General features: G+C 65.5%; 24 protein-coding genes, 1 tRNA gene, 1 other RNA gene and 4 pseudogenes. 10 read left to right on the top strand and 20 right to left on the bottom strand.

Going from position 1 to position 24237, the window contains the following annotated elements; all coding sequences use genetic code 11:
• The first annotated feature begins 2 nt into the window (after nt 1–2).
• Together ACQ86A_RS09450 and ACQ86A_RS09445 are read left to right on the top strand one after the other, a co-directional pair.
• The gene (locus ACQ86A_RS09450; protein WP_431280261.1) at nt 3–1247 is read left to right on the top strand and encodes an ABC transporter permease; all 1245 of its coding nucleotides are present in this window, start codon (nt 3–5) and stop codon (nt 1245–1247) included.
• Nucleotides 1247–2227, top strand: coding sequence for an NAD(P)H-quinone oxidoreductase (locus tag ACQ86A_RS09445; protein ID WP_431280260.1), 981 nt, complete (start codon nt 1247–1249; stop codon nt 2225–2227). Before ACQ86A_RS09450 ends, ACQ86A_RS09445 begins: the two co-directional genes overlap by 1 nt.
• Here ACQ86A_RS09445 and ACQ86A_RS09440 read toward each other — a convergent pair.
• On the bottom strand, nt 2130–2591 hold the full coding sequence (locus ACQ86A_RS09440; protein ID WP_431280259.1) for a DUF2809 domain-containing protein: 462 nt from the start codon (nt 2589–2591) through the stop codon (nt 2130–2132). The two genes, ACQ86A_RS09445 and ACQ86A_RS09440, sit on opposite strands and share 98 nt — an antisense overlap.
• Before the next feature lie 113 nt (nt 2592–2704).
• On the opposite strand from ACQ86A_RS09440, the gene ACQ86A_RS09435 reads away from it, so the two are divergent.
• Entirely contained in the window at nt 2705–3727 is a 1023-nt protein-coding gene (locus tag ACQ86A_RS09435) for an adenosine deaminase (RefSeq protein WP_431280258.1), read from the top strand.
• A 5-nt stretch (nt 3728–3732) separates the two neighbouring features.
• Here ACQ86A_RS09435 and ACQ86A_RS09430 read toward each other — a convergent pair whose 3' ends face one another.
• The 5 genes from ACQ86A_RS09430 to ACQ86A_RS09410 all read right to left on the bottom strand — a co-directional run bounded on the left by ACQ86A_RS09430 (nt 3733) and on the right by ACQ86A_RS09410 (nt 7401).
• Nucleotides 3733–4023, bottom strand: a complete 291-nt coding sequence (locus ACQ86A_RS09430) for a hypothetical protein (RefSeq protein ID WP_431280257.1) — start codon at nt 4021–4023, stop codon at nt 3733–3735.
• A 9-nt stretch (nt 4024–4032) separates the two neighbouring features.
• Nucleotides 4033–4356, bottom strand: coding sequence for a hypothetical protein (locus ACQ86A_RS09425; RefSeq protein ID WP_431280256.1), 324 nt, complete (start codon nt 4354–4356; stop codon nt 4033–4035).
• 63 nt (nt 4357–4419) lie between these two features.
• Nucleotides 4420–6141 (bottom strand): SulP family inorganic anion transporter, encoded by a 1722-nt coding sequence (locus ACQ86A_RS09420; RefSeq protein ID WP_431280255.1) that lies wholly within the window; start codon nt 6139–6141, stop codon nt 4420–4422.
• Between the two features lie 95 nt (nt 6142–6236).
• Nucleotides 6237–6980: an SDR family oxidoreductase gene (locus ACQ86A_RS09415; RefSeq protein WP_431280254.1), complete on the bottom strand. Its 744-nt coding sequence runs from the start codon at nt 6978–6980 to the stop codon at nt 6237–6239.
• Nucleotides 6981–7047: 67 nt separating this feature from the next.
• The gene (locus ACQ86A_RS09410) at nt 7048–7401 is read right to left on the bottom strand and encodes a hypothetical protein (RefSeq protein WP_431280253.1); all 354 of its coding nucleotides are present in this window, start codon (nt 7399–7401) and stop codon (nt 7048–7050) included.
• Nucleotides 7402–7500: 99 nt separating this feature from the next.
• Between ACQ86A_RS09410 and sigJ the strand changes: the two genes are divergently transcribed.
• Nucleotides 7501–8415: an RNA polymerase sigma factor SigJ gene (gene sigJ / locus ACQ86A_RS09405; RefSeq protein ID WP_431280252.1), complete on the top strand. Its 915-nt coding sequence runs from the start codon at nt 7501–7503 to the stop codon at nt 8413–8415.
• A gap of 220 nt (nt 8416–8635) precedes the next feature.
• On the opposite strand, the gene ACQ86A_RS09400 is transcribed toward sigJ, so the two are convergent.
• The 4 genes from ACQ86A_RS09400 to ssrA all read right to left on the bottom strand — a co-directional run bounded on the left by ACQ86A_RS09400 (nt 8636) and on the right by ssrA (nt 10521).
• Nucleotides 8636–9103 (bottom strand): VOC family protein, encoded by a 468-nt coding sequence (locus ACQ86A_RS09400; protein ID WP_431280251.1) that lies wholly within the window; start codon nt 9101–9103, stop codon nt 8636–8638.
• Nucleotides 9100–9564: an SRPBCC family protein gene (locus ACQ86A_RS09395; RefSeq protein WP_431280250.1), complete on the bottom strand. Its 465-nt coding sequence runs from the start codon at nt 9562–9564 to the stop codon at nt 9100–9102. The genes ACQ86A_RS09400 and ACQ86A_RS09395 overlap by 4 nt, the downstream gene beginning before the upstream one ends.
• Nucleotides 9561–9899 (bottom strand): ArsR/SmtB family transcription factor, encoded by a 339-nt coding sequence (locus ACQ86A_RS09390; RefSeq protein ID WP_431280249.1) that lies wholly within the window; start codon nt 9897–9899, stop codon nt 9561–9563. The genes ACQ86A_RS09395 and ACQ86A_RS09390 overlap by 4 nt, the downstream gene beginning before the upstream one ends.
• A 226-nt stretch (nt 9900–10125) precedes the next feature.
• Nucleotides 10126–10521, bottom strand: a transfer-messenger RNA (tmRNA) gene (ssrA, locus tag ACQ86A_RS09385).
• 123 nt (nt 10522–10644) lie between these two features.
• On the opposite strand from ssrA, the gene ACQ86A_RS09380 reads away from it, so the two are divergent.
• Nucleotides 10645–11316, top strand: coding sequence for an SIMPL domain-containing protein (locus ACQ86A_RS09380; RefSeq protein ID WP_431280248.1), 672 nt, complete (start codon nt 10645–10647; stop codon nt 11314–11316).
• A 35-nt stretch (nt 11317–11351) separates the two neighbouring features.
• Here ACQ86A_RS09380 and ACQ86A_RS09375 read toward each other — a convergent pair whose 3' ends face one another.
• The 5 genes and pseudogenes from ACQ86A_RS09375 to prfB form a co-directional block, all read right to left on the bottom strand.
• Nucleotides 11352–12092: a tyrosine-protein phosphatase gene (locus tag ACQ86A_RS09375; protein ID WP_431280247.1), complete on the bottom strand. Its 741-nt coding sequence runs from the start codon at nt 12090–12092 to the stop codon at nt 11352–11354.
• Between the two features lie 33 nt (nt 12093–12125).
• A pseudogene (gene smpB, locus ACQ86A_RS09370) lies at nt 12126–12601 on the bottom strand (SsrA-binding protein SmpB).
• Nucleotides 12602–12674: 73 nt separating this feature from the next.
• On the bottom strand, nt 12675–13580 hold the full coding sequence (gene ftsX / locus ACQ86A_RS09365) for a permease-like cell division protein FtsX (RefSeq protein WP_431280246.1): 906 nt from the start codon (nt 13578–13580) through the stop codon (nt 12675–12677).
• Nucleotides 13577–14728 carry a cell division ATP-binding protein FtsE gene (ftsE, locus tag ACQ86A_RS09360; protein ID WP_431280245.1) on the bottom strand — a complete coding sequence of 384 codons (1152 nt, stop codon included), beginning with the start codon at nt 14726–14728 and terminating at the stop codon, nt 13577–13579. The genes ftsX and ftsE overlap by 4 nt, the downstream gene beginning before the upstream one ends.
• A gap of 85 nt (nt 14729–14813) precedes the next feature.
• Complete coding sequence (gene prfB / locus ACQ86A_RS09355; protein WP_431280244.1) at nt 14814–15929, bottom strand: peptide chain release factor 2; 1116 nt, start codon at nt 15927–15929, stop codon at nt 14814–14816.
• An 82-nt stretch (nt 15930–16011) separates the two neighbouring features.
• Between prfB and ACQ86A_RS09350 the strand changes: the two genes are divergently transcribed.
• From ACQ86A_RS09350 to ACQ86A_RS09335, 4 genes and pseudogenes are all read left to right on the top strand, one after another.
• Complete coding sequence (locus ACQ86A_RS09350) at nt 16012–17277, top strand: MFS transporter (protein WP_431280243.1); 1266 nt, start codon at nt 16012–16014, stop codon at nt 17275–17277.
• Nucleotides 17278–17347: 70 nt separating this feature from the next.
• A pseudogene (locus ACQ86A_RS09345) lies at nt 17348–18384 on the top strand (LLM class flavin-dependent oxidoreductase).
• Nucleotides 18385–18401: 17 nt separating this feature from the next.
• Nucleotides 18402–18486 (top strand) — tRNA-Leu (locus ACQ86A_RS09340).
• A 119-nt stretch (nt 18487–18605) separates the two neighbouring features.
• Entirely contained in the window at nt 18606–19337 is a 732-nt protein-coding gene (locus ACQ86A_RS09335) for a DedA family protein (protein ID WP_431280242.1), read from the top strand.
• A gap of 8 nt (nt 19338–19345) precedes the next feature.
• On the opposite strand, the gene ACQ86A_RS09330 is transcribed toward ACQ86A_RS09335, so the two are convergent.
• The 4 genes and pseudogenes from ACQ86A_RS09330 to murI all read right to left on the bottom strand — a co-directional run bounded on the left by ACQ86A_RS09330 (nt 19346) and on the right by murI (nt 22557).
• Nucleotides 19346–20251 (bottom strand): cation diffusion facilitator family transporter, encoded by a 906-nt coding sequence (locus ACQ86A_RS09330; RefSeq protein WP_431280241.1) that lies wholly within the window; start codon nt 20249–20251, stop codon nt 19346–19348.
• Between the two features lie 75 nt (nt 20252–20326).
• Entirely contained in the window at nt 20327–20920 is a 594-nt protein-coding gene (gene rdgB / locus ACQ86A_RS09325; RefSeq protein ID WP_431280240.1) for an RdgB/HAM1 family non-canonical purine NTP pyrophosphatase, read from the bottom strand.
• 10 nt (nt 20921–20930) lie between these two features.
• Nucleotides 20931–21658: pseudogene (rph, locus tag ACQ86A_RS09320) on the bottom strand (ribonuclease PH); the annotation flags it as partial.
• Between the two features lie 77 nt (nt 21659–21735).
• Complete coding sequence (gene murI, locus ACQ86A_RS09315) at nt 21736–22557, bottom strand: glutamate racemase (RefSeq protein WP_431280239.1); 822 nt, start codon at nt 22555–22557, stop codon at nt 21736–21738.
• 103 nt (nt 22558–22660) lie between these two features.
• On the opposite strand from murI, the pseudogene ACQ86A_RS09310 reads away from it, so the two are divergent.
• Nucleotides 22661–23918: pseudogene (locus ACQ86A_RS09310) on the top strand (nicotinate phosphoribosyltransferase); the annotation flags it as partial.
• A 9-nt stretch (nt 23919–23927) separates the two neighbouring features.
• Here the strand turns inward: ACQ86A_RS09310 and ACQ86A_RS09305 are convergent.
• The gene (locus tag ACQ86A_RS09305) at nt 23928–24212 is read right to left on the bottom strand and encodes a DUF3039 domain-containing protein (RefSeq protein ID WP_431280412.1); all 285 of its coding nucleotides are present in this window, start codon (nt 24210–24212) and stop codon (nt 23928–23930) included.
• Nucleotides 24213–24237: the final 25 nt, after the last annotated feature.

The raw sequence follows: 24237 nt of genomic DNA, 5'->3' as shown, positions 1-24237 counted from the left end.
CCATGTCCCAGCACAACCTCGGAACCGTCATCTCGTTCGAGTTCCTGCGCACCGTGAGCAAGCGCCGGTTCTGGGCGATCACCCTGTTCATCCCGATCGTGATGATCGGACTGATCACGCTCATCGCCGCGTCCAACGTCTCGACGGCCAAGACGGCCGATGCCCAGAAGGACGCGCGCTTCTCGTTCGAGTACACGGATGCGTCCGACCTGATCGACCACAACGTCGCCACCAAGTTCGGCGGCCAACTGATCACCTCCGACGCCGCCGGAGTCGTCGCGGTCAAGTCGGGGACGACGGATGCGTTCTTCGTGTATCCCGCCGACCCCGCCAAGGAGCCCATCAAGGTCTACGGTGCGGACTCGGGCCTGTTTCAGAACGGCAAGTACTCGTCGGTCGCCCAGTCGCTCCTGTCGGCGAGCGTACAGGAGCGCATCGACTCGGCGACCTACGTCGCTGTCCTACGCGACCAGGTCTCCACGACGACGACCACGTTCAAAGACGGGCAGGTCTCGGCCGGTTTCGATGCGATCATCCCGCCCCTCTTCTTCATCGTGATCTTCTTCGTCGTGTTCGTGTTCCTCGGCAATCAGATGCTCAACTCGACGCTCGAGGAGAAGGAGAACCGGGTCACCGAGATGATCCTGACCACGATCAACCCGACGAGTCTGCTGCTCGGCAAGGTCATCTCGCTGTTCTTGATCGGCATCATCCAGATGATCGTGTTCTCTCTGCCCGTGATCATCGGCTACCTGTTCTTCCGAACCCAGCTCTCCATCCCCGAGCTCGACATCTCCAGCCTCGTCTTCGATCCGCAGCGCATGATCATCGGCGCGCTCATCCTGATCGGCGGATTCGCGCTCTTCACCGGCACTCTCGTGGCGATCGGCGCGATCATGCCGACGGCGAAGGATGCTGCTCCCGTGTTCTCCGTTGTCATCTTCGCCCTGATCATCCCGCTCTACGCCGGAGGTTTCGCGGTCAGCTCGCCGGAGTCGCCGATCGTGCAGGTGCTGGCTTATTTCCCATACACGGCGCCCGTCACCGCGCTGATCCTCAACGCGTTCGGCAACCTGCCCGTCTGGCAGGCGATCATCATCATCCTGGAGCTCTTCGTGCTTGCCGCGATCGTGTTGAGGCTGGCGGTGCGGCTGTTCCGGTACGGCTCGATCGAGTACACGAACAAGGTGAAGATCCGGGATGTGCTCGGTCGCCGAGCCCCCGCCGAGCTGCAGTCAGAGCGCTGATGCGCGCGATCATCGTGCCCGTCCCCGGCGACGCCGACGTTCTCGAGCTCGCCGAGGTGCCCGACCCTGTTCCGTCCGATCGCGAGGTGCTGATCCGTGTCGCAGCGGCCGGGCTCAATGGAGCCGATCTGTCGCAACGCCGCGGGTACTACGCTCCCCCGCCCGGAGCGCCGGAGTGGCCCGGCCTCGAGGTGTCGGGCGAGATCGCGGAAGTCGGTTCATCCGTCACCGAGTGGCAGATCGGCGATCTGGTCTGCGCGCTTCTCCCCGGAGGCGGATACGCGGAGTACGTGACCGTCGACGCAGGACTAGTGCTCCCCGTTCCGCCCGGTGTCGACCTGGTCGAGGCTGCCGGCCTCCCCGAAGTCGTAGCGACGGTGTGGTCGAACGTCTTCCAGCTCGCGGAGTTGCGGCGGGGTGAGTTCCTCCTGGTCCATGGCGGCTCCAGCGGCATCGGTTCGATGGCCATCCAGCTGGGCTCGGCTCTGGGCTCGCAGGTGCTGACAACGGCCGGTGGCGCGGAGAAGACGGCGTTCTGCCGTGCGCTCGGGGCCGACGTCGCGATCGACTACAAGCAACAGGACTTCGTCGAGATCGTGCGTGACGCCACCGACGGCCACGGTGTGGATGTCGTGCTCGATATCGTCGGTGGCGACTACATCGCGCGCGACCTCGAGGCGCTGGCGACCGGAGGACGCATCATGTCGATCGCCAATCGCGGTTCCGCGCAGAGCACGATCGACGTCGGCAAGCTGATGCACAAGCGCGCCAAGCTCTGGGGAACCACGCTTCGGGCTCGCCCCCTCGACGAACGCGTCGCCCTCATCGCCGCGGTGCGGGAGCACGTCTGGCCGCTCATCGAGTCGGGCCGTGTGCATCCTGTCATCGACTCGGTGTTCCCGCTGGAGGATGCGACCCAGGCTCATCTGCGGATGGAGTCGTCGACGCACCTCGGGAAGATCCTGCTCCAGGTCTCGTAGCCCGGCGCCCGATCGACAAGTCGACGATCGCCACGATCGCGATGCCCACCGCGTAGGCGACGAGGTCGATCCACTGAAAAGTCGACCCGAAGACGAGCGACGCACCGGGCACTGACCTACTCAGGGCCGCAGGCAGTGGAGTCAGCTGCAAAAATTCGATGGCCGCGCAGAACGCTGCCGCGGCGGCCGCGGTTACGGTGATACGCGCTCGGGGCACAAGCACGACGACCAGCGTGTAGACGAACGCGGCATACAGGGCGTCACCGGCGAAACCGCCCACCGCTCCCCCGACGAACGAGTGCACGAGCAACCCTGCTATCAGGATGCCCGCCGCCGCGATCGCTGCTCCGACTCGCCTTGACATGCGCCTCCCTCATCCCGCCCAGCTCGTACGAATCCACGCTAAGTGGCCGTCTGTCGCACCGCATCCGTCATCGGATGGATACTTGGACGCCATCAGGATGGGAGGATCGAGGTATGACCGATACGCCGGCTTCCCCCTCCGACGCTGCTCTGCATTCCCTGCCGAAGGCCGAGCTCCACCTCCACATCGAGGGGACCCTCGAACCCGACCTTGCCTTCGAGCTCGCGGCGCGGAACGGCATCCGTCTCCCTTACGAGACCGTCGACGACCTCCGCAGACAGTACGACTTCAGCGACCTGCAGTCGTTCCTCGACCTCTACTACGAGACAGTCGATGTGCTGCGCACCGAGGACGACTTCGCCGAACTCACGCGACGGTACCTCGGTACGGCAGCGGGCCAGGGACTGCGCCATGTCGAGCTCTTCTTCGACCCGCAGGCCCACACCACTCGCGGGATCGCTCTCGAGACGGTGCTCGACGGCATCACGGCGGCCCTCGACGAGGCCGAGCGTGACCTCGGAGTCACGAGCGGCATTATCCTGAGCTTCCTCCGCGACCGTCCTGTCGAGGAGGCCGAAGCCACACTCACCGCGGGGTTGCAGCGCACCGACCGGATCATCGCCGTCGGCCTCGACTCCGCGGAGGTGGGATACCCGCCGAGACTCTTCGAACAGGTCTTCGCTCGGGCGCGCGAGGCGGGGCTCCACGCAGTCGCGCACGCCGGTGAGGAGGGTCCGCCCGCGTATGTCGTCGAGGCGCTCGACCTTCTGAAGGTCGAGCGGGTCGACCATGGAATCCGCTCGGCGGAGAACGCTGCCCTTGTCGAACGTCTCGCGCGTGAGCGCATCCCGCTCACGATCTGCCCGCTGTCGAACCTGCGGCTGCGCACGGTGTCGGACTTGGCCGCCCATCCTCTCCGGCGCCTCGATGCCGCCGGCGTCCGGGTGACGATCAATTCGGACGACCCCGCATACTTCGGCGGCTACGTCGGCGACAACTTCATCGCTGTCCGCGACGCTTTGGGCATGAGCGAAGAGGATGCACGGCGGTACGCGCGCAACTCGGTCGCCGCCTCGTTCGCCTCAGAGAAGCGCAAGACGGAGCTGCTGGCCGAGATCGACGCCTGGATCGCCTGAGCGAGCTACGCGGCCGTCAGCCGTCCCCGACCGAAAGGCAGCCGAGGCGCGCGATAGATCAGCTTGAGCGGCCCATCCGGACCCACCTCGATGTCCGCGACGCCGAACTTCCAGACGCGGTTGTAGAGGTAGACGCTGATCGGTGTCGGCGACTCGGCCGAGATCTGCCAGGTTCCGGTGCCCCACTGCGCGGGATGCCCGTGACCGCCGTAGACGACGGTCGGCTTCGGATACCATCCGAGCCACGGCTTGACGAGGGTGAGCTCGATCCTGGGTGAAGTCGGCGACGCTGGCACGCTGACAGCCTAAGGGCCCGGGAAGACCCCGTCGTACGACGTGTCGACCGTCAGGAGCTCAGCGGGCACCGGAAACGGCAGCACGTAGTCCATCCGCGTCGCCCGGATGTCACCGAAATCGTCCTTCTTGACCCGGATGCGCTCACGGCTCACCTCGACGATGCGCACCCGCAGACGGCTGCCGTCGTCGAAGCGAAGGCTGAATGGTTCGGCGAGATAGCCCAACCCGCGTTCCTCGAGCAGTTCCTCCGCCGCGAGCCAGTCCATCTCGCGCGCGACCTCACGACCCAGAAGGTCGATCGGGACGAAGCCATCCCCTCGGGACGCATCCACCCGACCAGTTCGCCGTCGCCTCGCCGGTGCTCGATCCAGTCGTCCATGGTCACGCCGGACAGACTAGCCGACGCCCGGCGGCGGAGGCGGCGGCCCCGATGCCTTCTGGTGTGCCTGCACCGCCGTGGAGACGTTCCCGTGGATGTTGTCCGCCCCGATACGCTCCAGCACGCCGTCCCGATCGAGTGTCGCTCTGACCGTCCGTTTCAAACGGGCGAGGCGAAGCGTGATCCCCGCGTCGCGGGTGAGGGTCACGATGTCGCCCAGCGCAGCGGTGCCCTGAGAGTCGATGAAGTTCAAGCCCGCGCAGTCCAGGACCACGCCGGTCAACCCCGTGTTCGAGTGAATGATCTCGCGGAGTCGATCCTCGAGCGCGTCCGACGTGGCGAAGAAGAGGCCGCCGTCCATGCGCAGCACGACGACACCCGGAGTCAGTTCGCCGTCGGGAAAGTCGCTCAGGTCTCGGAAGACGTCGGTCTTCGCCTTGCGGGCCAGGATGGGGATGTTCGGATGGGTGGCCACCCCGATCAGCCACAGCAGCGACAGCCCGATCCCGATCATCACCCCGGCCAGAACCCCGAACGCCAGAGTGCCGATGATCGCGGCGATCGCCACCCAGAAGTCGAACGGCTGAACACGGGCGAGACGCCGCATCTCGGGGATGTTGATCATCCCCATCACGACGGCCTCGATGATGAGCGCAGCGAGCACCGGCTTGGGCAGGGCGGAGAACAGCGGTGCCAGAACGAGCAGGGTGAGCAGAACCGTGACGCCTGATGTCAGCGAGGCCAAGCCCGTGCGAGCACCGGAGCGGTCGTTGAGCGAACTCGCGGACAGGCTGGTGGAGACCGGCATGCCCTGAAACAGCCCGGCGCCTGTGTTCGCGAGCCCCTGAGCGACTGACTCCTGGTCGATGTCGATCTGGTATCCGTGCTTCGCCGCGAACGACCGGGAATCGCCGGCGGTCTGCGAGAACCCGATCAGCACCAGCGCGACAGCAGCGATGGCCACGGTTCCCGCGTGATCCCACATCAGGCCGAGGTTCGGAAGCGCGAACGACGGCAGTCCGCGCGGCACCTCTCCGACGAGCGACACCCCGAGGTCTCCAAGTTGGAAGAGCCAGGAAGCGAGCAGGCCGCCCACGACCAGCACCAGGGCGCCCGGCACCTGCGGTGCGACCCGTCGCAGCCCGAAAACCACGACCAACGAGATGAGGCCGACGATCACCGTTGCCAGATTCCACTCACCCGCGGTGCCCAGCCACGACCACAATTCCTGAAACGAGTTGGTACCGGTCGTCTTGCTGCCCGTGAGCTTGGGAAGCTCGCCGATGACGACATCGATGGCCGCCCCGAAGAGGAAGCCCGTCACGACGGCACGGGAGAGGAATTGCGCGATCCACCCCATCTTGAGCACAGCGATCAGCAGAAACAGGATGCCCGATGCGAGGGTGATACCAGCAACAAAGGATGCGATGTCGCCCTGATCCGTCAATCCGACGACGAACACCGCGCTGGCTGCCACCGCGGCCAATCCCGAGCTCGGACCCATCGAGATCTGACGACTCGTACCGAAGATCGCGTACAGGATGGCGCCGGCAGCAGCAGCGTAGAGACCGTTCTGCAACGGGATGCCCGCGATGCCCGCATAGCCGAGGTTCTTCGGAACAATCAAGGCCGCGACCGTCACTCCGGCGATCAGGTCCCCGCGCAGCCAGCGTCGATCATAGGTGCGAATCCAACCCAGGATCGGAACCAGCCCGCTCAGCTTCCGCCTGGGACTCACGGCCAGTGGTGGTGTGACTTCGTCATCTGAAACCTCCGAGTGCACCTATGGTGGCACCAAACCGCCGTTCGCGGTTGATTCCTCCCGTATCCGGTTCAGGATTGCTCCGCGAGCCATTCGTCGAAAGTCTGCCTTCCGAGCCTCGTGTCCGCCGCTGGGAGCAACGATCCGTCGCGCATCCCTCGGCCCCAGGCGCCTGGCAGTGCAAGCTGGATAACGGGGACAGTCCGGTTCGAAGCGACCAGGTAGCGCCTCACGAGGTTCGCCATGTTCTCCTCCTGGGGACCGGCGAGATCGGGTTCCAACCCTCGTGGACCCGAGACGGCGATACCGACGAGTTCTGCGGCCACCTCGGCGGCCGCGATCGGCTGCGATCGCATCGTCGGGACGATCTGCACCGGGCCGAGCTTCCCGTGTTCGAGCAGTTGCACCGCGAACTCGTGGAACTGGGTCGTGCGCAGCAGAGACCACCCACCAGGGCTCGACTCGAGAATCTCTTCTTGCACGGTCTTCCCCGCATAGTAGTTGGAGTTCACGCGGCGGGCGCCGATCACGGACAGCGCGATATGGTGCGGCACCCCGACTTCGCGTTCGGCCTCGAGCAGGTTGGTCGTGACCGTTCCGAAGAACCGAACCGATTCCGCGGTGGAGGTGCTGTTCGTTCCCGAGACGTCGATGACCGCCGCTGCGCCACGGAGAGACGAGACGAGCCCCACGCCGGTGAGCAGGTCGGTTCCGGTCGATCGGCTCAGCACCACGGGATCGTGGGTCGCTTCCCGAAGGGCTTCGACGACATGGCGGCCGACCGCTCCTGTTCCACCCGCGACCGCGATTCTCATGCCAGACCCTCCGTCGCGATCACGCGGCGACGGGACGGGAAGGCGAGGACAACGGCGAGCGCTGCACTCAAACCGAGAAAGAGCAGACTGACGGCGAGATCGAGCGCGGTCCCTTCGGGATGAAGTGCGTGATAGCCGAAATGAAGCACCCCGAAGACCCCCAGGCGACGCCGGCCACACGGCCAGGCAGAGCGCTTCGATGAAACACTCCGACGATGCTGGCCGCCGAAAGGCCCAGGTATGCGCTTCCGACGTCGCGGATCAGATGCTCATTGAAGGGGCCATCCAGATCGATCCAGTGCAGCCCGAATCCGGGAAACGACCGGTAGAACTGTTCGGGGAAGAACTGCGCCCAGACCCCGACATAGATCCCGAGCGCTATCGTGATCGCCAACAGCACGCGGCGGAAAGGTGTGTTCATACTGACCAGGACCGGATGCGCGAGCGCTTTGTGAGGTGCCGCCTCACAAAAGCAGCCCGTGTCCGGTCTTGATAGGCAAAGGGAGAAAGGTTCACACGCATGTCCGGCAACGCCACCGACGAGCTCCGGGCCGAGGTCCTCGGCGAGCGCAGGCACCTGATGGCGCTCGCATTCCGGATGCTCGGCACCGTCGCCGAGGCAGAGGACGCCGTTCAGGAAACGTACGTGCGCTGGTACCGGATGAGCGAGGCGGAACGCGAGGCTATCGACATCCCGCGCGCTTGGCTGACCAAGGCCGCGAGTCGCGTGTGCTTGAACGTCCTCGCCTCGGCACGCGCACGGCGCGAACGCTACATCGGGCCCTGGCTGCCGGAGCCTGTGCCCACCTCGGCCTTCGTCGATCCTGCGGCTGCCGCGGCAGCGTCGACTGCGGACCCGATCGACAGGGTCACCCTCGACGAATCCGTCAGTACCGCGCTCCTCGTCGTCCTCGAAGCGATGACCCCCGCCGAACGGGTCGCTTTCGTCCTCCACGACGTGTTCGCGATGCCGTTCGACGAGATCGCAGAGATCGTCGGTCGCACGCCCGCCGCGTGCCGGCAACTCGCCACCTCCGCCAGACGCCGGGTGCACGAGACGACGTCGCGGCAGGTTCCGCGGGCCGAACACGATCAAGTCGTGCAAGCTTTCTCCGCGGCCGCACGCAACGGCGATCTCGCCGGACTCGTATCCGTGCTCGACCCGAGTGTCGTCCTCAGCTCCGACGGCGGTGGAATCGTTCACGCAGCCAGGAACCCCGTCTTCGGCCGGGACAGGGTGGCACGTTTCCTTGTCGGCGCGCTCACCAAGAACGCGAACACCGAGGTCCTCGACCAGCAGACGAGCGACGGTCTCGGCTTCGCGCTCTGGGAGGAGGGCCGGATCACCGGCGTCGTCACCATCGAGGTCATCGACGGCTTGATCACGAATGTGCGCTTGGTGCTCAACCCCGACAAGCTCTCGATGTGGAACTGACACCTCGGGTGATCAACAGCGCGTGACAGCGACCTGATGGTGGAGATGGGGGAATTGAACCCTATTTTGGCTCTTGTCAGGCAGCGACAACGGCCCCAAATCCGCATAATTCCAGAGACTTCTGATCACATGAGATGACAGAGATCTCCTACGTTCTCAAATTCTTGTGGGCAAAGTGTGCGCACGGGATTGCACCGCGCCTGTCGCACAACTCTTCTCGCTATTTGTTCGAACTGGGGCTGTCGAGTTCGAGGTTCGCAGTCGAGTGCTGAACGTCTCGACATTCCGCACGTTGAGTGGTCGCAAGCTCAGGAAGGGCCACACCCTCTTCTTCGATGAAGACGAGTCCGTTGCCGAACGGGTCGTCGAAGAAGAACATCGGAGAGCCGCCACCGATCGTCAGCGGGGCGTCGTTGTAGAGGTCGACACCCGCCGCGTCGACCCGGGAGAAGGCCCGCCCGGCGTCGGCGGTGCCGAGCCGGACGGCGACGGGGATCTCGCTGTCGGCCGGGAGCAGGACGATGCCGACCGAGGAGCCGGGCGGCACCACCTCCACCATGCGCGCACCCGGCCACGGTTCGCCGTCGTAGCGCACATCGCAACCCAGGACATCGCGGTAGAACGCCAGTGCCCGGTCCTGATCTGGCACGGGGATGCTCACGCTGAGCACCCTGGTCGTGATCATCATGCCTCGCTCTCGCCAAGCACGGATGCGATCGCGTTCAGCTGCTCGGCGATGCCCTGCCGGCGATACTCCGGCTGGTCGAGGTCGTCGAGGTACACGCCGTGTTCAGTGAGGGTCAAACGGGTGCCTCCGGGCACTACTGCGAATTCGACCGAGGTCAGTGAGACGGAGATGCGGTCGCTGTTGCGGAGCATGTGGTTCGTGTAGACGATGCGGCGCTCCGGGATGATGTCCTGGAAGACGGCGTCGTAGGTGTACACGTCGCCTCCGTCCGCTAACGCCGCCCGCGAGAACTCCCGCCCGCCGATCCGGAAGTCGAGCGAGTACTCGCCTTCGTCATCGCCTCGGGTGAACCAGAGCCGCTTTGCTGCAGGGTCGGCCCAGGCGGCGAAGACCCGGGCGACATCGGCGGGATACTCCCGCTCGAGGACCATGGTGTCGTGTTTCGTGCCGTTGTTGCTCATTTGCTGTTCTCCCATTCGTCGCCCGAGGTGTCGAGGAACTCCCCTAGGCTGTCCAATCGCTTCTCCCACTGCTGCCGCTGACCAGCGAACCAGGACTCCGCCTCACCCAGCGCGTCGCGGTTGAGTCGGCACATGCGTACCCTCCCCGTCTTGCGGCTGTGCACGAGGCCGCTGTTCTGCAGCACCTCCAGGTGCTGGACGACCGCCGGCAGCGACATCTGCAGCGGCCGCGCGAGCTCGCTTACCGTCGCCGGGCCGCGGCCCAGGCGCTCCAGCATCAGCCGTCGGCTCGGGTCTGCCAAGGCATGGAACACGTCGTCCAGATACTTAAGCATGTGCTTAAGTATCCGGAGATTTGCACCGTTGTCAATGCTCGGCCATAAGTCGGCGGCAATGACGCTCGACACGTACGTCGACCTCTTCGAAGACGACCTGGACGAGGTCAAAAGCGTGGCCAAAATATGGGCACCAGAAAGAGTTGAGGCCTCCTCCGCAAGCGGAAAAGGCCCCAAACTTCCGCGTAATCACGCGGATCTCAAACAACGCGTGACAGCGACCTGATGGTGGAGATGGGGGAATTGAACCCCCGTCCACTGCTGTGGTCATATGCCTTCTACGGGTGTAGCCAGTACAAGCGTTCTACTCGGCTCCGGAATTTGCCACTGGCACCTAATCCGACGAGCCCAGTCTCAGTTGAAGTCCCTCTACGCCCTCAGACGAAACATAGAAGCAATCTCTCTAAATAACGCCAGGATCCGGGTAGAGAGCATTCCCGGTCTGACGGTCTCTATAAGTTGCGAAGAGCGAACTTACGCCGCGAGGGCGAAGTCTGCCTTGGCAGAGACAGTGCGGTTTGAATTGGCACTTATTGTTTTGCAGTCATCGTTTACGAGATAAGGCTGCATCCTCGACCCGCTTCTCACACTCTCGCAGACAATGTCGAAACCGATCATCCCCATGCGACGGCCGTGAGGCCGGGTCACTGTCACGCGCTGTTGAGTTCTTGCACTGCGATCGCCGTTATGACGAGCTTCCAAGCATACAACACCGCATGGGCGCGTTCTATGCCACGATCGAGGAATGGCCGACACGATCATCACCGTCCAGGGCGAGTACGAACTACACCAGCCGGCTGAGCGGGGCACTGTGCGTCTCACGATCTCCTACGAGGGAGAGCAGCGGGATGACGTGCTCTCCCGCACGACGCAACGTCACGCCTCCCTAGCGAGTGAGCTCCGTGACATCCACAACCCTCAGGGCGGTCCCGTCACCTGGTGGGCCTCGGATCAGCTGCGGGTCTGGGGCGAGCGGCCGTGGAACCAGAACGGTGAGCAACTGCCGATCGTCTTCCACGCGCAGGTCGGTCTCGACGCGAAGTTCAGCGACCTGGCCGCGCTCTCCGATTGGGTCGGCGTGGTGTCGCTCCTCGACGGAGTGAGCGTCTCGGGTGTCACCTGGGCACTAACCGAGGCCCGCAAGCAGTCGCTCGTGCAGGAGGCCAGGCGTCGAGCGGTCGAGAACGCCGTGGCCAAGGCCACGGTCTACGCCACAAGCCTGGGCCTCGGCAGCGTCAAGCCGCTCGCTCTCAGCGACCCGGGGATGCTCGGCGACGTATCATCGCCCGGCCAGCCGGTTCAGCCCCTGTTCGCCCGCGCCGCATCCGCGGACCTGGGCGGCGGGAGCACCCTCGCGCTCAAGCCGGAGGACATCACGATCGCGGTGCAGGTGCACGCTCGCTTCGCGGCGTCGTAAGTTCTGACCGTCGCGCGCATCCCGAGCCCGAAGCGTCAGGCCGGCTTGACCAATACTGATCGCAGCTTCGCCAGTTCTAGCTCATCGACCCCCGCGTCGAGCAAGTACTTGTGCACGCCGCCGCGCTCACGGTCGATGAGGTCGAGTACGCCCTCGAGCGCCTCCGGCGGGCTGCCGCCCATGATCACGCGGATGTCCGGCGTCACCTCGACTCCGTGCTCCGCGACGAGCTCGAGCATCTTGTCGAGCCACGCTCCCTGCAGGTTGCCCTCGGTCTGCGCATAATCGGCGATGACCGTCTCGCGGTCGACACCGACTGCAAGCAGCGCGAGCGCGACGACGATTCCGGTGCGGTCCTTGCCGGCCGTGCAGTGCACGACGACACCCGCATCCCCGGTGTCCGCTATCTCGCGAAGCGCCTTGGCAACGACGTCAGTGTGCTGGAGCACGATCTTCGCGTACAGGTCGGCGATCGTGGCACCGATCGTCGCCTGCGACGCGCCGGATCCCTCGAAGACCGGGAGGTTCAGAACATCGACATCGAGTCCGTCGAGGTCGTCGGGCGCCGCCTCGATCTCGAAGTCGTCCCGCAGGTCGATGACAACCTTCACGCCGAGTTCACGCAGCTTCCGCTTGCCCGCATCCCCGATCGAGTGCAATCCGTCAGACCGGAAGAGCTTGCCGAAGCGGACGGTGCCTCCATCGGCCTGGTATCCCCCGACATCGCGGAAGTTGTATGTGCCGGCAACGGGGATCAGATTGGTCGTGCTCGTCATGAGCCTTAGTCTGTCATCCCCGGCCGGGACGCCTCACTCGCCGAGGTGCTGCCTGCTGGACATCGCACGATCAGCCTCGCGCTTGTCCTGACGCTCACGCAGCGCCTGTCGCTTGTCGTACTCGCGCTTGCCCTTCGCCACAGCGAGCTCCACCTTGGCGCGGCCGTCGGAGAAGTAGATGGACAGCGGGACGATCGTGTACCCGCCCTCTTTCACCTTGTTGTGGATCTTGACGATCTGCGCCTTGTGCAGCAGCAGCTTGCGCTTGCGCCGCGGCGCGTGGTTGTTCCAGGTGCCGTCGGCGTACTCGGGGATGTGCACGGCATCGAGCCACGCCTCTCCCCATCGACGAACGCATACCCGTCGACGAGGGATGCACGACCGGCCCGCAGCGACTTCACCTCGGTCCCCGTCAAGACCAGGCCGGCCTCGTAGGTGTCTTCGATGGTGTAGTCGTGGCGGGCTCGGCGATTGGTGGCCACCACTTTCTGGCCACGTTCCCTGGGCACAGCGCACTCCTGACAAATCTGATCGACGGATGTCCCGCACGTCTCGCGGGGCAGCAGATCAGTCTATTACGAACTAGACCTTCAGATAGCGACTGATCGCGAAGTTGGCCGATACGGCCGCCAGGACGATGCCGACGAGGATCAGGATCGGCGCAACCAGGAGGGCATTGTCCGTGCCCACGAAGTTGATGGATCGTATCTGGTCGCTCAGATACCCGCGAACGAAGAACGTGACGAGGGCATAGACCGCCCCCGCAGCGAGCACCGACCCGATCAGAGCAGCGAACACGCCCTCGAGGATGAACGGCGTCTGGATGAACCTGTTCGACGCACCCACCAATCGCATGATCCCGAGCTCCCGTCTTCGCGAGAACGCGGAGAGACGGATGGTCGTCGCGATCAGCAAGGCAGCCGCGACGAGCATCAGCGCGGCTATGCCGATCGCCGTGAAACTCGCTGCGTTGAGAATCGAGAAGATCTGATCCAGGTAACTTCGCTGGTCCACCACGCTCTGCACGCCGGGCGCGCTGGAGAGGGTCTCGGTGAGCACAGCCGAGTTGCTCGGATCCTTGAGGTTCACCCAGAAGGCAGGCTGGATCATCTGTGGCGTCACGAAGTCGGAGATCTGGTTGCCCTTGAACTGCTGCTTGAAGTGGGCGAAGCCCTGCTCCTGGTTCTCGAAGTAGAACTTCTTGATGTACGGAGCGAGCTCGGGCGACTGAAGCTGCGTCTTCACCGCGGCGATCATCTGATCGTTGGCCGGTCCGGCCTGGCAGCCGTCGGAGTCGATGCAGAGGTAGACCGCCACCTGCGCGCGGTCGTACCAGTAGTCCTTCATCTGGCCGATCTGCATCTGCAGCAGGATCGCGGCACCGACGAAGGTGAGCGAGATGAACGTGACGAGCACGACCGACACGACCATCGACAGGTTGCGACGGAGTCCGCTTGCGGCCTCCGAGAGGATCAGGCCGAATCTCATTTGGTGGGTCCCACGTTCTGCTCGCCGCTTTTCTCGCTGTCGGCACGGAGGCCGCGAAGGTCGAGGTTGGCGGTGAAGTTGAGGTGGTCGGGCAGGCCTTCGCCGGGTGGCGGGGGCTGGTGTCCGACGGGAGCGGCGACGGGTTCGGGGGTCGCCGGATGCACGGGCTCGGGCTGAATCGGCGGAGCCGCCTGAGCGACCGGTTCCGCTTCGGGCACGGGCGCGGGCTGCACTGGCACGGCCTGGGTCGGCACGGCCTGAGTTGGCACGGTCTGAGTTGGCACGGACACGGGCCCCTGCGGCTGCGACGTCGGGACCTGCGGTCGCGCCATCGGCCCGGTGTTCGATCGCGTGAAGGACTGGTCGGCCGAATACTGGGCCGGGCGCGAGGCCGCGGCATCCTCATCCGACTGGCCTGCAATCTTGGGCTCGGCGACGAGCGGAGCGGCCGTCGGGATCGCAGCCGTGAATCCGTAGCCGCCGTGGCGCTCGTCGCGAACGATCTGGCCGTTCGAGAGCTCGATGACGCGGCGCTTCATCTGGTCGACGATCGCGGCCTCGTGTGTCGCCATCAGCACGGTCGTCCCGCCGGCGTTGATCCGTTCGAGAACGGCCATGATCCCGGCGCTCGTCGCCGGGTCGAGGTTTCCGGTCGGCTCGTCGGCCAGAAGTACCTGCGGCTTGTTCACCACCGCGCGGGCGATGGCGACGCGCTGCTGCTCACCACCGGAGAGCTCGTGCGGAAGGCGCTGGGCCTTGCCGTCGAGGCCGACCATCTTGAGCACATCCGGAACAGCTTCCTGGATGAAACCGCGGGATTTGCCGATGACCTGCAGCGTGAACGCGACGTTCTCGAAGACGGTCTTGTTCGGCAGCAGGCGGAAGTCCTGGAACACCACGCCGATGTTGCGGCGGAAGTATGGGACCTTGCGGCTGGAGATGGTGCCCAGATCCTGCCCGAGCACGTGGATCTTCCCCTTGGTCGGCTTCTCCTCCTTGAGGATCAGCCGCAGGCAGCTCGACTTGCCGGAGCCGGAGGCACCGACGAGGAACACGAAGTCTCCCCGCAGCACTTCGAGGTTGATGGCGTTGAGCGCCGGGCGCGACGTGCCCGAGTACTGTTTGGATACTTGTTCGAACCGGATCATGACTTCTAGAGACTAAGCAACCTGCGCGCGTTCCGCAGCAGCGACATGCCCGACTCCCGAACCCTGATAGCCCGTTGAGTGAACTCTAGGCGTCGGCCTTCGCGCCGGCCTTCCACCGGATGCCCGCGGCGATGAACCCGTCGAGGTCGCCGTCGAACACGTTCGAGGGATTGTTGACCTCGTAGTCCGTGCGCAGGTCTTTCACCATCTGGTAAGGCGCGAGCACATAGCTGCGCATCTGGTCGCCCCAGCTGGCGGTGATGACGCCGGCGAGCTCCTTCTTCGCGGCCGCCTCCTGCTCGCGCTGGAGAAGGAGCAGACGGCTCTGCAGCACGCGCATGGCCGCAGCACGGTTCTGGATCTGGCTCTTCTCGTTCTGCATCGAGACCACCGTTCCCGTGGGAAGGTGGGTGATGCGCACGGCCGAGTCGGTGGTGTTGACCGACTGGCCGCCGGGGCCGGACGAGCGGAACACGTCGACGCGGATGTCGTTGTCCGGGATCTCGATCGACTCGGTCTCCTCGATCAGCGGAATGACCTCGACGGCAGCAAAGGAGGTCTGACGCTTTCCGGCCGAGTTGAACGGACTCATCCGCACCAGGCGGTGGGTTCCCGCTTCGACGCTGAGCGTGCCGAAGGCGTACGGCGCATCCACCTCGAAGGTCGCCGACTTGATGCCGGCCTCTTCCGCGTAGCTGGTGTCCATGACTGTCACCGGATACTTGTGGTGCTCCGCCCAGCGCAGGTACATGCGCAGTAGCATCTCGGCGAAGTCCGCCGCGTCGACGCCGCCGGCGCCGGCGCGGATGGTCACGACGGCCGGTCGCGGGTCGTACTCGCCGCTCAGGAGGGTCTGTACTTCGAGCTCGCCGAGGCTTTTCTGCAGGGACTCGAGTTCGGTTCGCGCCTCCGCGGCCGTCTCCTCATCGCCCTCGCCGTCGTTGGCGAGCTCGATGAGAACCTCGAGGTCGTCGAGACGCTGCGCGATCGAGGTGATGCGGGCGAGCTCGGACTGGCGGTGGCTGAGCGCGCTCGTCACCTTCTGCGCACGCTCGGTGTCATCCCAGAGGTCGGGCACGCCCGCCTGCTCGCTGAGGTCGGCGATCTCGGCCGTCAGCGCATCCACGTCGACCACCGATCGGATGTCGGAGAAAGTGGAGCGCAGCTCGGCGATCTGCTGCGAAAGATCGAGTTCAATCATGTCGCCCAACAGCCTACCCGTGCGCACCGCGCCCGGGCTCTGGGCACCGGATGACGGTACTGAAAGTTGTAGTGTGTAAACGATGTCATCTGTCGAGCGCCCGTTCAGTTTCCGCTCCGTGGCCCTCGCCGCCTTCCTCCCCACGCTGCTCTTCTCGATCGGCGAAGGGGCGATCATCCCGATCATCCCGATCGCCGCAGGCAACCTCGGGGCGAGCCTGGCGATCGCCGGACTGATCTCCGCGATGGTGATGGTCGGCGAGCTCGTCGGCGACATCCCGAGCGGCTGGGTCGTCTCGCGGTTCGGCGAACGCCCGTCGATGATCGCGGCCGCAGTTGTCGCCATCGCCGGTGTGATCGTCTGCCTCGTCGCGCCGAACTACTGGGTTCTGCTTGTCGGGATCTTCGTCGTGGGTCTGGCGACGGCCGTGTTCGCTCTGGCGCGTCACGCGTTCATGACCTCGTACGTTCCGGCCAAGTACCGGGCTCGCGCACTGTCCACGCTCGGCGGTATCTTCCGCGCAGGCTGGTTCATCGGACCGCTGATCGCCTCCGCGGTGATCGCGATCACCGGCTCCACGCAGTCCGTCTTCTGGATCTTCATCGTCAGCTGCCTCGGCTCGGTCATCGTGCTGATCGCGTTGCCCGACCCGGAGAAGATGTTCGGACCGACACCCGTCGTGGCCGCGGAGGGAAGCGAGCAGTTCAGCGCGGGCGAAGAAGAAGCCGAAGAGCGTACGAAGGGCCTGTTCCGCACGATCTGGTCGTTCCGCGGGGTGCTGGCGCGGATGGGGACGGGCGTCGCGCTGATCGGCGCCATCCGGTCGGCCCGCACGGTGCTCATGCCGCTCTGGGCCGTCAGCATCGGACTCAGCGAGTCGAACACCGCCTTGATCATCGGCATCGCCGGCTCGATCGACTTCGCCCTCTTCTACGCGAGTGGCCAGATCATGGACCGCTGGGGCCGGATGTGGAGCGCACTTCCGTCGATGCTCGGCCTCAGCGCCGGGTTCCTCGTGCTCACGTTCACCCACGACCTCCCGACCAACGTCGGCTGGTACACCGCGGTGTCGATGTGGCTCTCGGTCGCGAACGGCATCGGCTCGGGGATCATCATGACCCTCGGCGCCGACCTCGCCCCGAAGGATGCGCCCGCGCCCTTCCTCGGAGCCTGGCGCTTCGCCGGCGACGCCGGCCAGGCCGCAGCTCCCCTGCTCGTGTCGCTGCTGACCGCCCTTGTCTCGATTGCTTTCGCCAGCGGTGTCATCGGTGTCCTCGGCCTGGTCGGCGCCGGGATCCTCGCCCGATACATCCCCCGCTACGTCCCAAAACGCCCGCGCCCCGCCTGACGGGAATAGGGTCGGACCGACAGCGGTTCGGTTTCATGCAAACGCATGGAATAGAGACGGGACGACACTCATGGCGGCAACAATCGAACTCGGGATCGATACCTTCGGCGATGTCACGGTCGGCGCCGACGGCGCGCTGCTCCCGTACGCCCAGGTTCTCCGGAACGTCGTCGAGGAGGGCGTGCTGGCCGATCAGGTGGGTCTCGACTTCATCGGCATCGGCGAACACCACCGCGAAGACTTCGCCGTCTCCGCGCCGGAAGTCGTACTCGGCGCGATCGCCGGACGCACGGAGAACATCCACCTCGGCACTGCGGTCACCGTACTCAGCTCGGACGATCCCGTCCGCGTCTTCGAGCGATTCGCCACCCTGGACGGGGTCTCGGGCGGGCGTGCCGAGGTCATTCTGGGCCGCGGATCCTTCGTCGAGTCGTTCCCGCTCTTCGGATTCGACCTCGCGCAGTACGAAGAACTCTTCGACGAGAAGCTGAACCTCTTCGCGGAGCTGCGCAAGCAGGAGCCGGTCACCTGGACCGGGTCGCTCCGAGCATCCCTCGAGAACCAGTCGGTGTACCCGCACCTCGAGAACGGTCCCCTCAAGACCTGGATCGGCGTCGGCGGAAGTCCCGAGTCGGTCATCCGCGCGGCCCACTACGGCCTGCCCCTGATGCTCGCCATCATCGGCGGCGGTCCGATGCGTTTCCAGCCGCTCACCGACCTCTACCACCGCGCCCTCGAGCAGTTCGATCAGGATGCGAACCTCCCGATCGGCGTGCACTCCCCGGTTTCATCGCCGCGACAGACGAAGAGGCGAAGGAGACGCTGTGGCCGCACTATGAGGCGATGACCAACCGTATCGGGCGCGAGCGCGGCTGGCCGCCGGCGTCACGCGCCCGCTTCGAACACGACGCGGGTGACGACGGAGCTCTCTTCGTCGGGTCGCCGGAGACCGTCGCGAAGAAGATCGCATACACGGCCAAGGGGCTCGGGATCGAGCGTTTCGATCTGAAGCTCAGCAACGGAACGCTCGGGCACGACCACCTCATGAAGGCGATCGAGCTCTACGGCACCGAGGTCGCCCCGCGTGTGGATGAGCTATTGTCGTAGCCGCGCCTGGCGCGACCGCGGGAGTGGTGAAATTGGCAGACACGCAGGATTTAGGTTCCTGTGCTTTCGAGCGTGAGGGTTCAAGTCCCTTCTCCCGCACCAGCTAGCACCAGCTAGCACCAGAGGATGATCTTTCCCTCGCCGTGCACATTCTTAGCGTTTCCGGAGGAGCCCCTCGCTAAACTCGGGAGCATCCGCTGAATCGACTCCCCTGGAGAATCTTGATCCATCACGCTGCCCTCATCCCGTGGCTCGATCCGCACGCCATCATCACCGGCGTCGGACCGTGGGCGCTGCTTGTCGTCTGCGCGATCGTCTTCGCAGAGACCGGGCTGCTGATCGGCTTCCTGCTCCCCGGCGACACCCTGCTGATCATCTCCGGTATCCTCACTTTCTCGAGCGTGATCCACCTCGACATCTGGTGGGTGTGCCTCGCGATCGGCTTCGCTGCGTTCCTCGGAGGTGAGGTGGGCTATCTGATCGGACACAAGGCCGGCCCACGCATCTTCGAACGCAAAGAGACCGGTCTGTTCAGCATGGAGAACGTCAAACGCACCAACGCGTTCTTCGATCGGTTCGGCCCGCTCGCCGTCATCCTGGCCCGGTTCGTGCCGATCGTACGCACGTTCGCCCCCGTAGCGGCGGGCGTCGGCCACATGAACTACAAGAAGTACTCGCTGTACAACGCCATCGGCGCGTTCATCTGGGGCGCCGGTCTCACGTACTTCGGATTTCTGCTCGGCTACATCCCCCCGGTCGCCACCTTCGTCGAGAACTACATCGACATCATCCTGATCGCGGCCGTGGTCATCACCCTTGTTCCGACGATCTTCCACTACGTCCAGTCGACCCGGAAGGCCAAGAAGAATGCGGCGGCCCAGGCGGAGCGCCCGAGCGACGCCGATGTCAGCCTCGACCCGAGCGTCTTCCAGAAGAAGCCTTCCGAGAGCTGAGCCCGGCCCTACTGGTGAAACTCGTCCTCGTGGGCGGCGTGCTCCGCAGGCTCGAGCTGAAACGTCGAGTGCTCCACGTCGAAGTGTTTCGACAGACATCCGGAAAGTTCGTCGAGTAGTTCGCCGGTCTTGCCCGATCGGAAGATCTCCGGTTCGACCACGACGTGCGCCGTGAACACCGGTGCGCCCGAGGTGATCGCCCACACGTGCACGTCGTGCACTGCCACGACACCCTTCGTGCTCCGGATGTGGTCCCTGATCTCGGCGACATCGGTGTCGGCGGGAGCTGCCTCGCTGAGCACGCGCACCACATCCCGAAGCAGCATGAATGCCCGTGGCACGATCAGCACGGCGATCAGCAGCGACGCGATCGCGTCGGCAGGAACGAAGCCGGTGAACAGGATGACGACCGCGGCCACGATCACCGTCACCGAGCCGATGAGGTCGCCCAGCACCTCGAGGTAGGCGCCGCGCATGTTGATGGAGTGCTCTGCCGCCGGCCGGAGCAGCAACAATGCTCCCGCATTCGCCACCAGGCCGATGACCGCGACAATGAGCATCGGAACGCTCTGCACCTCGGCGTCAGCCACCGTTACCAGGCGCGTGATCGCGCCGATCGTCACCGTGACGGCCACCACCAGCAGGATGAGCCCGTTGATGAGGGCGCCGAAGACCTCCGCACGCTGGTAGCCGAAGGTCTGCCGGTCGCTCGGCGGGCGGGCAGCGACCACTGTCGCCATCAGCGCGACGATGAGGCCCGTCAGGTCGCTGAGCATGTGCCCGGCGTCGGCGAGCAGCGACAACGAACCGCTCAGCCACGCGCCGACCACCTCGACGACCAGAACGGTCGCCACGATCCCGATCGCGATCAGGAGGCGGTTGCGGTTGGCGGCATGGCCGTGGTTGTGACTCATCACCATCAACGGTAAGCGCGCCGACGCTCCCCGCCAGGCGGTCGGGCTAGATAGGAATGAGTGCCGTTCTCATTCTCAGCCTGCGGCGAGAGCGGATAGGGCCGGGACCGCCGCGGCGAAAGCTCTCGCGCGGTGGCTCTCGGCGTTCTTGACCGCGGGTCCGAGCTCGGCGGCGGTCTCGTCGTGGCCATCGGGGACGAAGATCGGATCGTAGCCATGGCCGTGCCCGCCACGGGCTTCACGAGCGATCCGCCCAGGCCACACGCCCTGGACAACGGTCTCGGCGCCCTCCGGTGTCACGAGCGCGAGCGTGGCTGTGAAGTGCGCGGTTCGGGATGCGTCGGGCAGGTCGGCGAGTTGATCGAGCAGCAGTCGCAGGTTGGCTTCCGCATCGCCGTGCGTACCGGCCCACCGGGCGGAGAAGATGCCGGGCGCCCCGCCCATCGCATCGACACAGATGCCCGAGTCGTCGGCGAGCGCTGGAAGGCCGGTGTGCGCCGCGGCGGTGCGCGCCTTGATGAGCGCATTCGCCTCGAAGGTCACGCCGTCCTCGACGGGCTCGGGGCCGTCGTAGGCCACGATCTCGAGCCCGGGGACCGCATCCCCGAGGATCTGCTGGAACTCGGCCGCCTTGTGCTGATTGTGCGTGGCCAGGACGACACGCACCATCAGAGCTCCCCGCGAGCGCCTTGCTCTGGATCTCTTTCAGGGATTCCGCGCCGCCGAGCGCCAGGTCGAGAAGCGAGTCGAGCTCGCGCCGGTCGAACGGTGCCCCTTCGGCGGTGCCCTGCACCTCGACGAAAAGGCCGCGACCGGTGACGACCACATTCATGTCTGTCTCCGCCCGCACATCCTCGACGTATGCGAGGTCGAGCATCGGGGTGCCGTCGATGATGCCGACCGACACGGCCGAGACGGAGTCGATCAGCGGCGTCGCGCGCTGTGCGATGAAGCGGTGCTCGCGACCCCACTCGAGCGCATCCGCCAGCGCCACATAGGCGCCGGTGATGGCAGCGGTGCGGGTTCCGCCGTCGGCCTGGAGCACATCGCAGTCGAGGACGATCGTGTTCTCCCCGAGGGCCTTCATGTCGACGACAGCGCGCAGGCTGCGGCCGACGAGCCGGCTGATCTCGTGTGTGCGGCCCCCGATCTTGCCCTTGACCGACTCGCGGTCCATCCGGCTGTTCGTCGAGCGGGGAAGCATCGAGTACTCGGCGGTGACCCAGCCCTTGCCCTTGCCTGCCATCCAGCGGGGCACGCCGTTGGTGAAGGATGCCGTGCACAGTACCCGCGTGTTGCCGAAGGAGATGAGCGCCGACCCTCGGCCTGCTTGCTCCAGCCGCGCTCGATCGTGACCGGACGGAGCTGGTCGGGGGTGCGCGAGTCGGCGCGGACGATATCGGTCACGGAGGGTCTCCTTGTCGTGGTGCTGCGTGTTTGTGGTGCTGTTCTGCTGTTGTCGAGGCGACTGACGGACGTGATTGTCAGAGGCGCGGGAGTTCGATGACGCCGGTCTGCACAAGATCGACTCGGGAGACTTCGGGCCCGATGAAGCGGTGAGCCAGACGAAGGAAGTCGTCGGCGTCGGCACCGGTCGCCTCGTAGCGGATGGTCGGCGGGGCGGATGCGGTGCGCTCGAGCCCCTGCCCAACGAGCGTGCGGTACACGTCCTTGGCGGTCTCGGTGTCGCTCGACACGAGCGACACTCCCTCGCCCATGACGTAGGAGATCGCACCCTTGAGGAACGGGTAGTGCGTGCATCCGAGAACCAGGGTGTCGACGTCAGCATCGCGAAGCGGCTGCAGATACTCGGCCGTCACCCGCAATACCTCATCGCCGCTGGTGAGACCGGCCTCGACGAACTCGACGAAGCGCGGGCACGCCTGGGTGAAGAGTTCCAGATTCGGGGCAGCCGCGAACGCGTCCTCGTATGCCCGTGAATTGATCGTGCCCAGTGTGCCGATCACGCCGACCCGGTTCGTGCGGGTGGCGGCGACCGCGCGGCGCACGGCGGGCTGGATGACCTCGATCACGGGAACGGAATAGCGCTCGCGCGCATCCCGAAGCATGGCCGACGATGCCGTATTGCAGGCGATCACGAGCATTTTGACGCCCTGCTCCACCAGAAAATCGAGCACTTCGAGCGAGAAGCGGCGCACGTCGGCGATCGGCTTAGGGCCGTACGGCGAGTGAGCGGTGTCGCCGACGTACAGGATGGACTCGTTCGGGAGCTGGTCGCGGATGGCGCGCGCCACGGTGAGCCCGCCCACTCCCGAGTCGAAAATCCCAATCGGTGCATCGGTCACAAGAAGCCACCATACAACGTGCATGCTGTGGCTCCGGTGCCGACGCTAGGCTGAACGGGTGACCGGCTCAACCGCTCTGCTGACCGACCGTTACGAGCTCACCATGCTCGACGCCGCACTGCTCGCGGGTACGCACGACCGCGAATGCGTCTTCGAGGCGTTCACACGCCGATTGCCCGCCGGCCGGCGCTACGGGATCCTCGCCGGCACAGGCCGCCTGCTCGAACTGATCGAGCGCTTCCGTTTCGGCGAGCCCGAGCTCGAGTGGCTTCGCGAGAACCATGTGGTTCGGGATGCGACGCTCGACTGGCTCGCCGACTACAAGTTCTCGGGAACCATCACCGGCTACCGCGAGGGTGAAGTGTTCTTCCCGGGCTCGCCATTCCTCGTCGTGGATGCCCCGTTCGCCGAGGGGTCATCCTGGAGACCCTCATCCTCAGCGTCTTCAACTACGACTCGGCTGTCGCGAGCGCAGCCGCCCGAATGGTCACGGCGGCCAACGGCCGGCCGGTGGCCGAGATGGGATCCCGCCGCGCCAGCGAGCGTTCTGCTGTCGCCGCCGCGCGGGCCGCCTTCATCGCCGGGTTCAGCGCGACCTCCAACCTGGAGGCCGGGCGCCGGTGGGGCGTTCCGACAATGGGAACCGCCGCCCACGCCTTCACCCTGCTCTTCGACTCGGAAGAGGATGCGTTCCGCGCTCAGGTGGAGGCGCTCGGCCCGGGAACGACCCTGCTCGTCGACACGTTCGACGTCGAGCGGGCCATCGACACGGCCGTGAAGGTGGCGGGTCCGGAGCTCGGGGCGATCCGCCTCGACTCGGGCGACCTGCCCCATCTCGTGCGCCGCGTGCGCGATCAGCTCGACCGGCTCGGAGCGACCAAGACGAGAATCACGGTCACGAACGACCTCGACGAGTTCACCATCGCTGCCTCTCTGCATCCCCTGTCGACTCGTACGGGGTCGGCACAGCGGTCGTGACCGGATCCGGATATCCCGCCTCGGGCATGGTCTACAAACTCGTCGCGCACCGCAGCCACGCGGGCGACGGCGAGTGGATCCCGGTCGCGAAGAAATCGGAAGGCAAGGCGAGCGTGGGCGGGCGCAAGCATCCGGTCCGTCGCGTGGACGAGAACGGGCAGGCTGTGGCCGAGGCGATCCACATCGTCGAGCACGGCGCCAAGGTCGACGACAGGGGCCGCGGTCTGCTGGTGCCGCTGATCACCGACGGTGAGGTGCATCGCGAGCACATCGGGGCGGCAGGGACGGCGGCCGCCCGGGCTCACCGCGAGATGGCGATGGCCGAGCTGCCCGATCAGGCGTTCCGGGTCGGCCGGGGCGACCCCGTGCTGCCGACGATCTTCGTTCGACGCCTACTCGTCGCGCAGCTTCTCGTAGATCTCTTTGCAGGTCGGGCAGACCGGAAACTTCTCCGGGTCTCGGCCGGGAGTCCACATCTTGCCGCACAGCGCCTTCACCGGCTTGCCGGTCATGGCGGACTCGAGGATCTGCTCCTTCTTCACGTAGTGCGAGAAGCGCTCGTGATCGCCCGGGTCGATGTTCTGGTTCTCGAGGAGCTCCTCGAGTTCGCGATCCAGCGTCGCTGTGCCGCCGCCGTCGGGGATGCCACCGGGTTCGGAGATGCTCGCTTCGTGCATGCTTCCAGTCTAGATCGGCTCGCGG

The sequence above is a fragment of the Leifsonia poae genome (genome assembly GCF_050632195.1).
Classification (GTDB): Bacteria; Actinomycetota; Actinomycetes; order Actinomycetales; family Microbacteriaceae; genus Leifsonia; species Leifsonia poae_C.
This window is presented reverse-complemented; position numbering and strand designations above follow the sequence as displayed.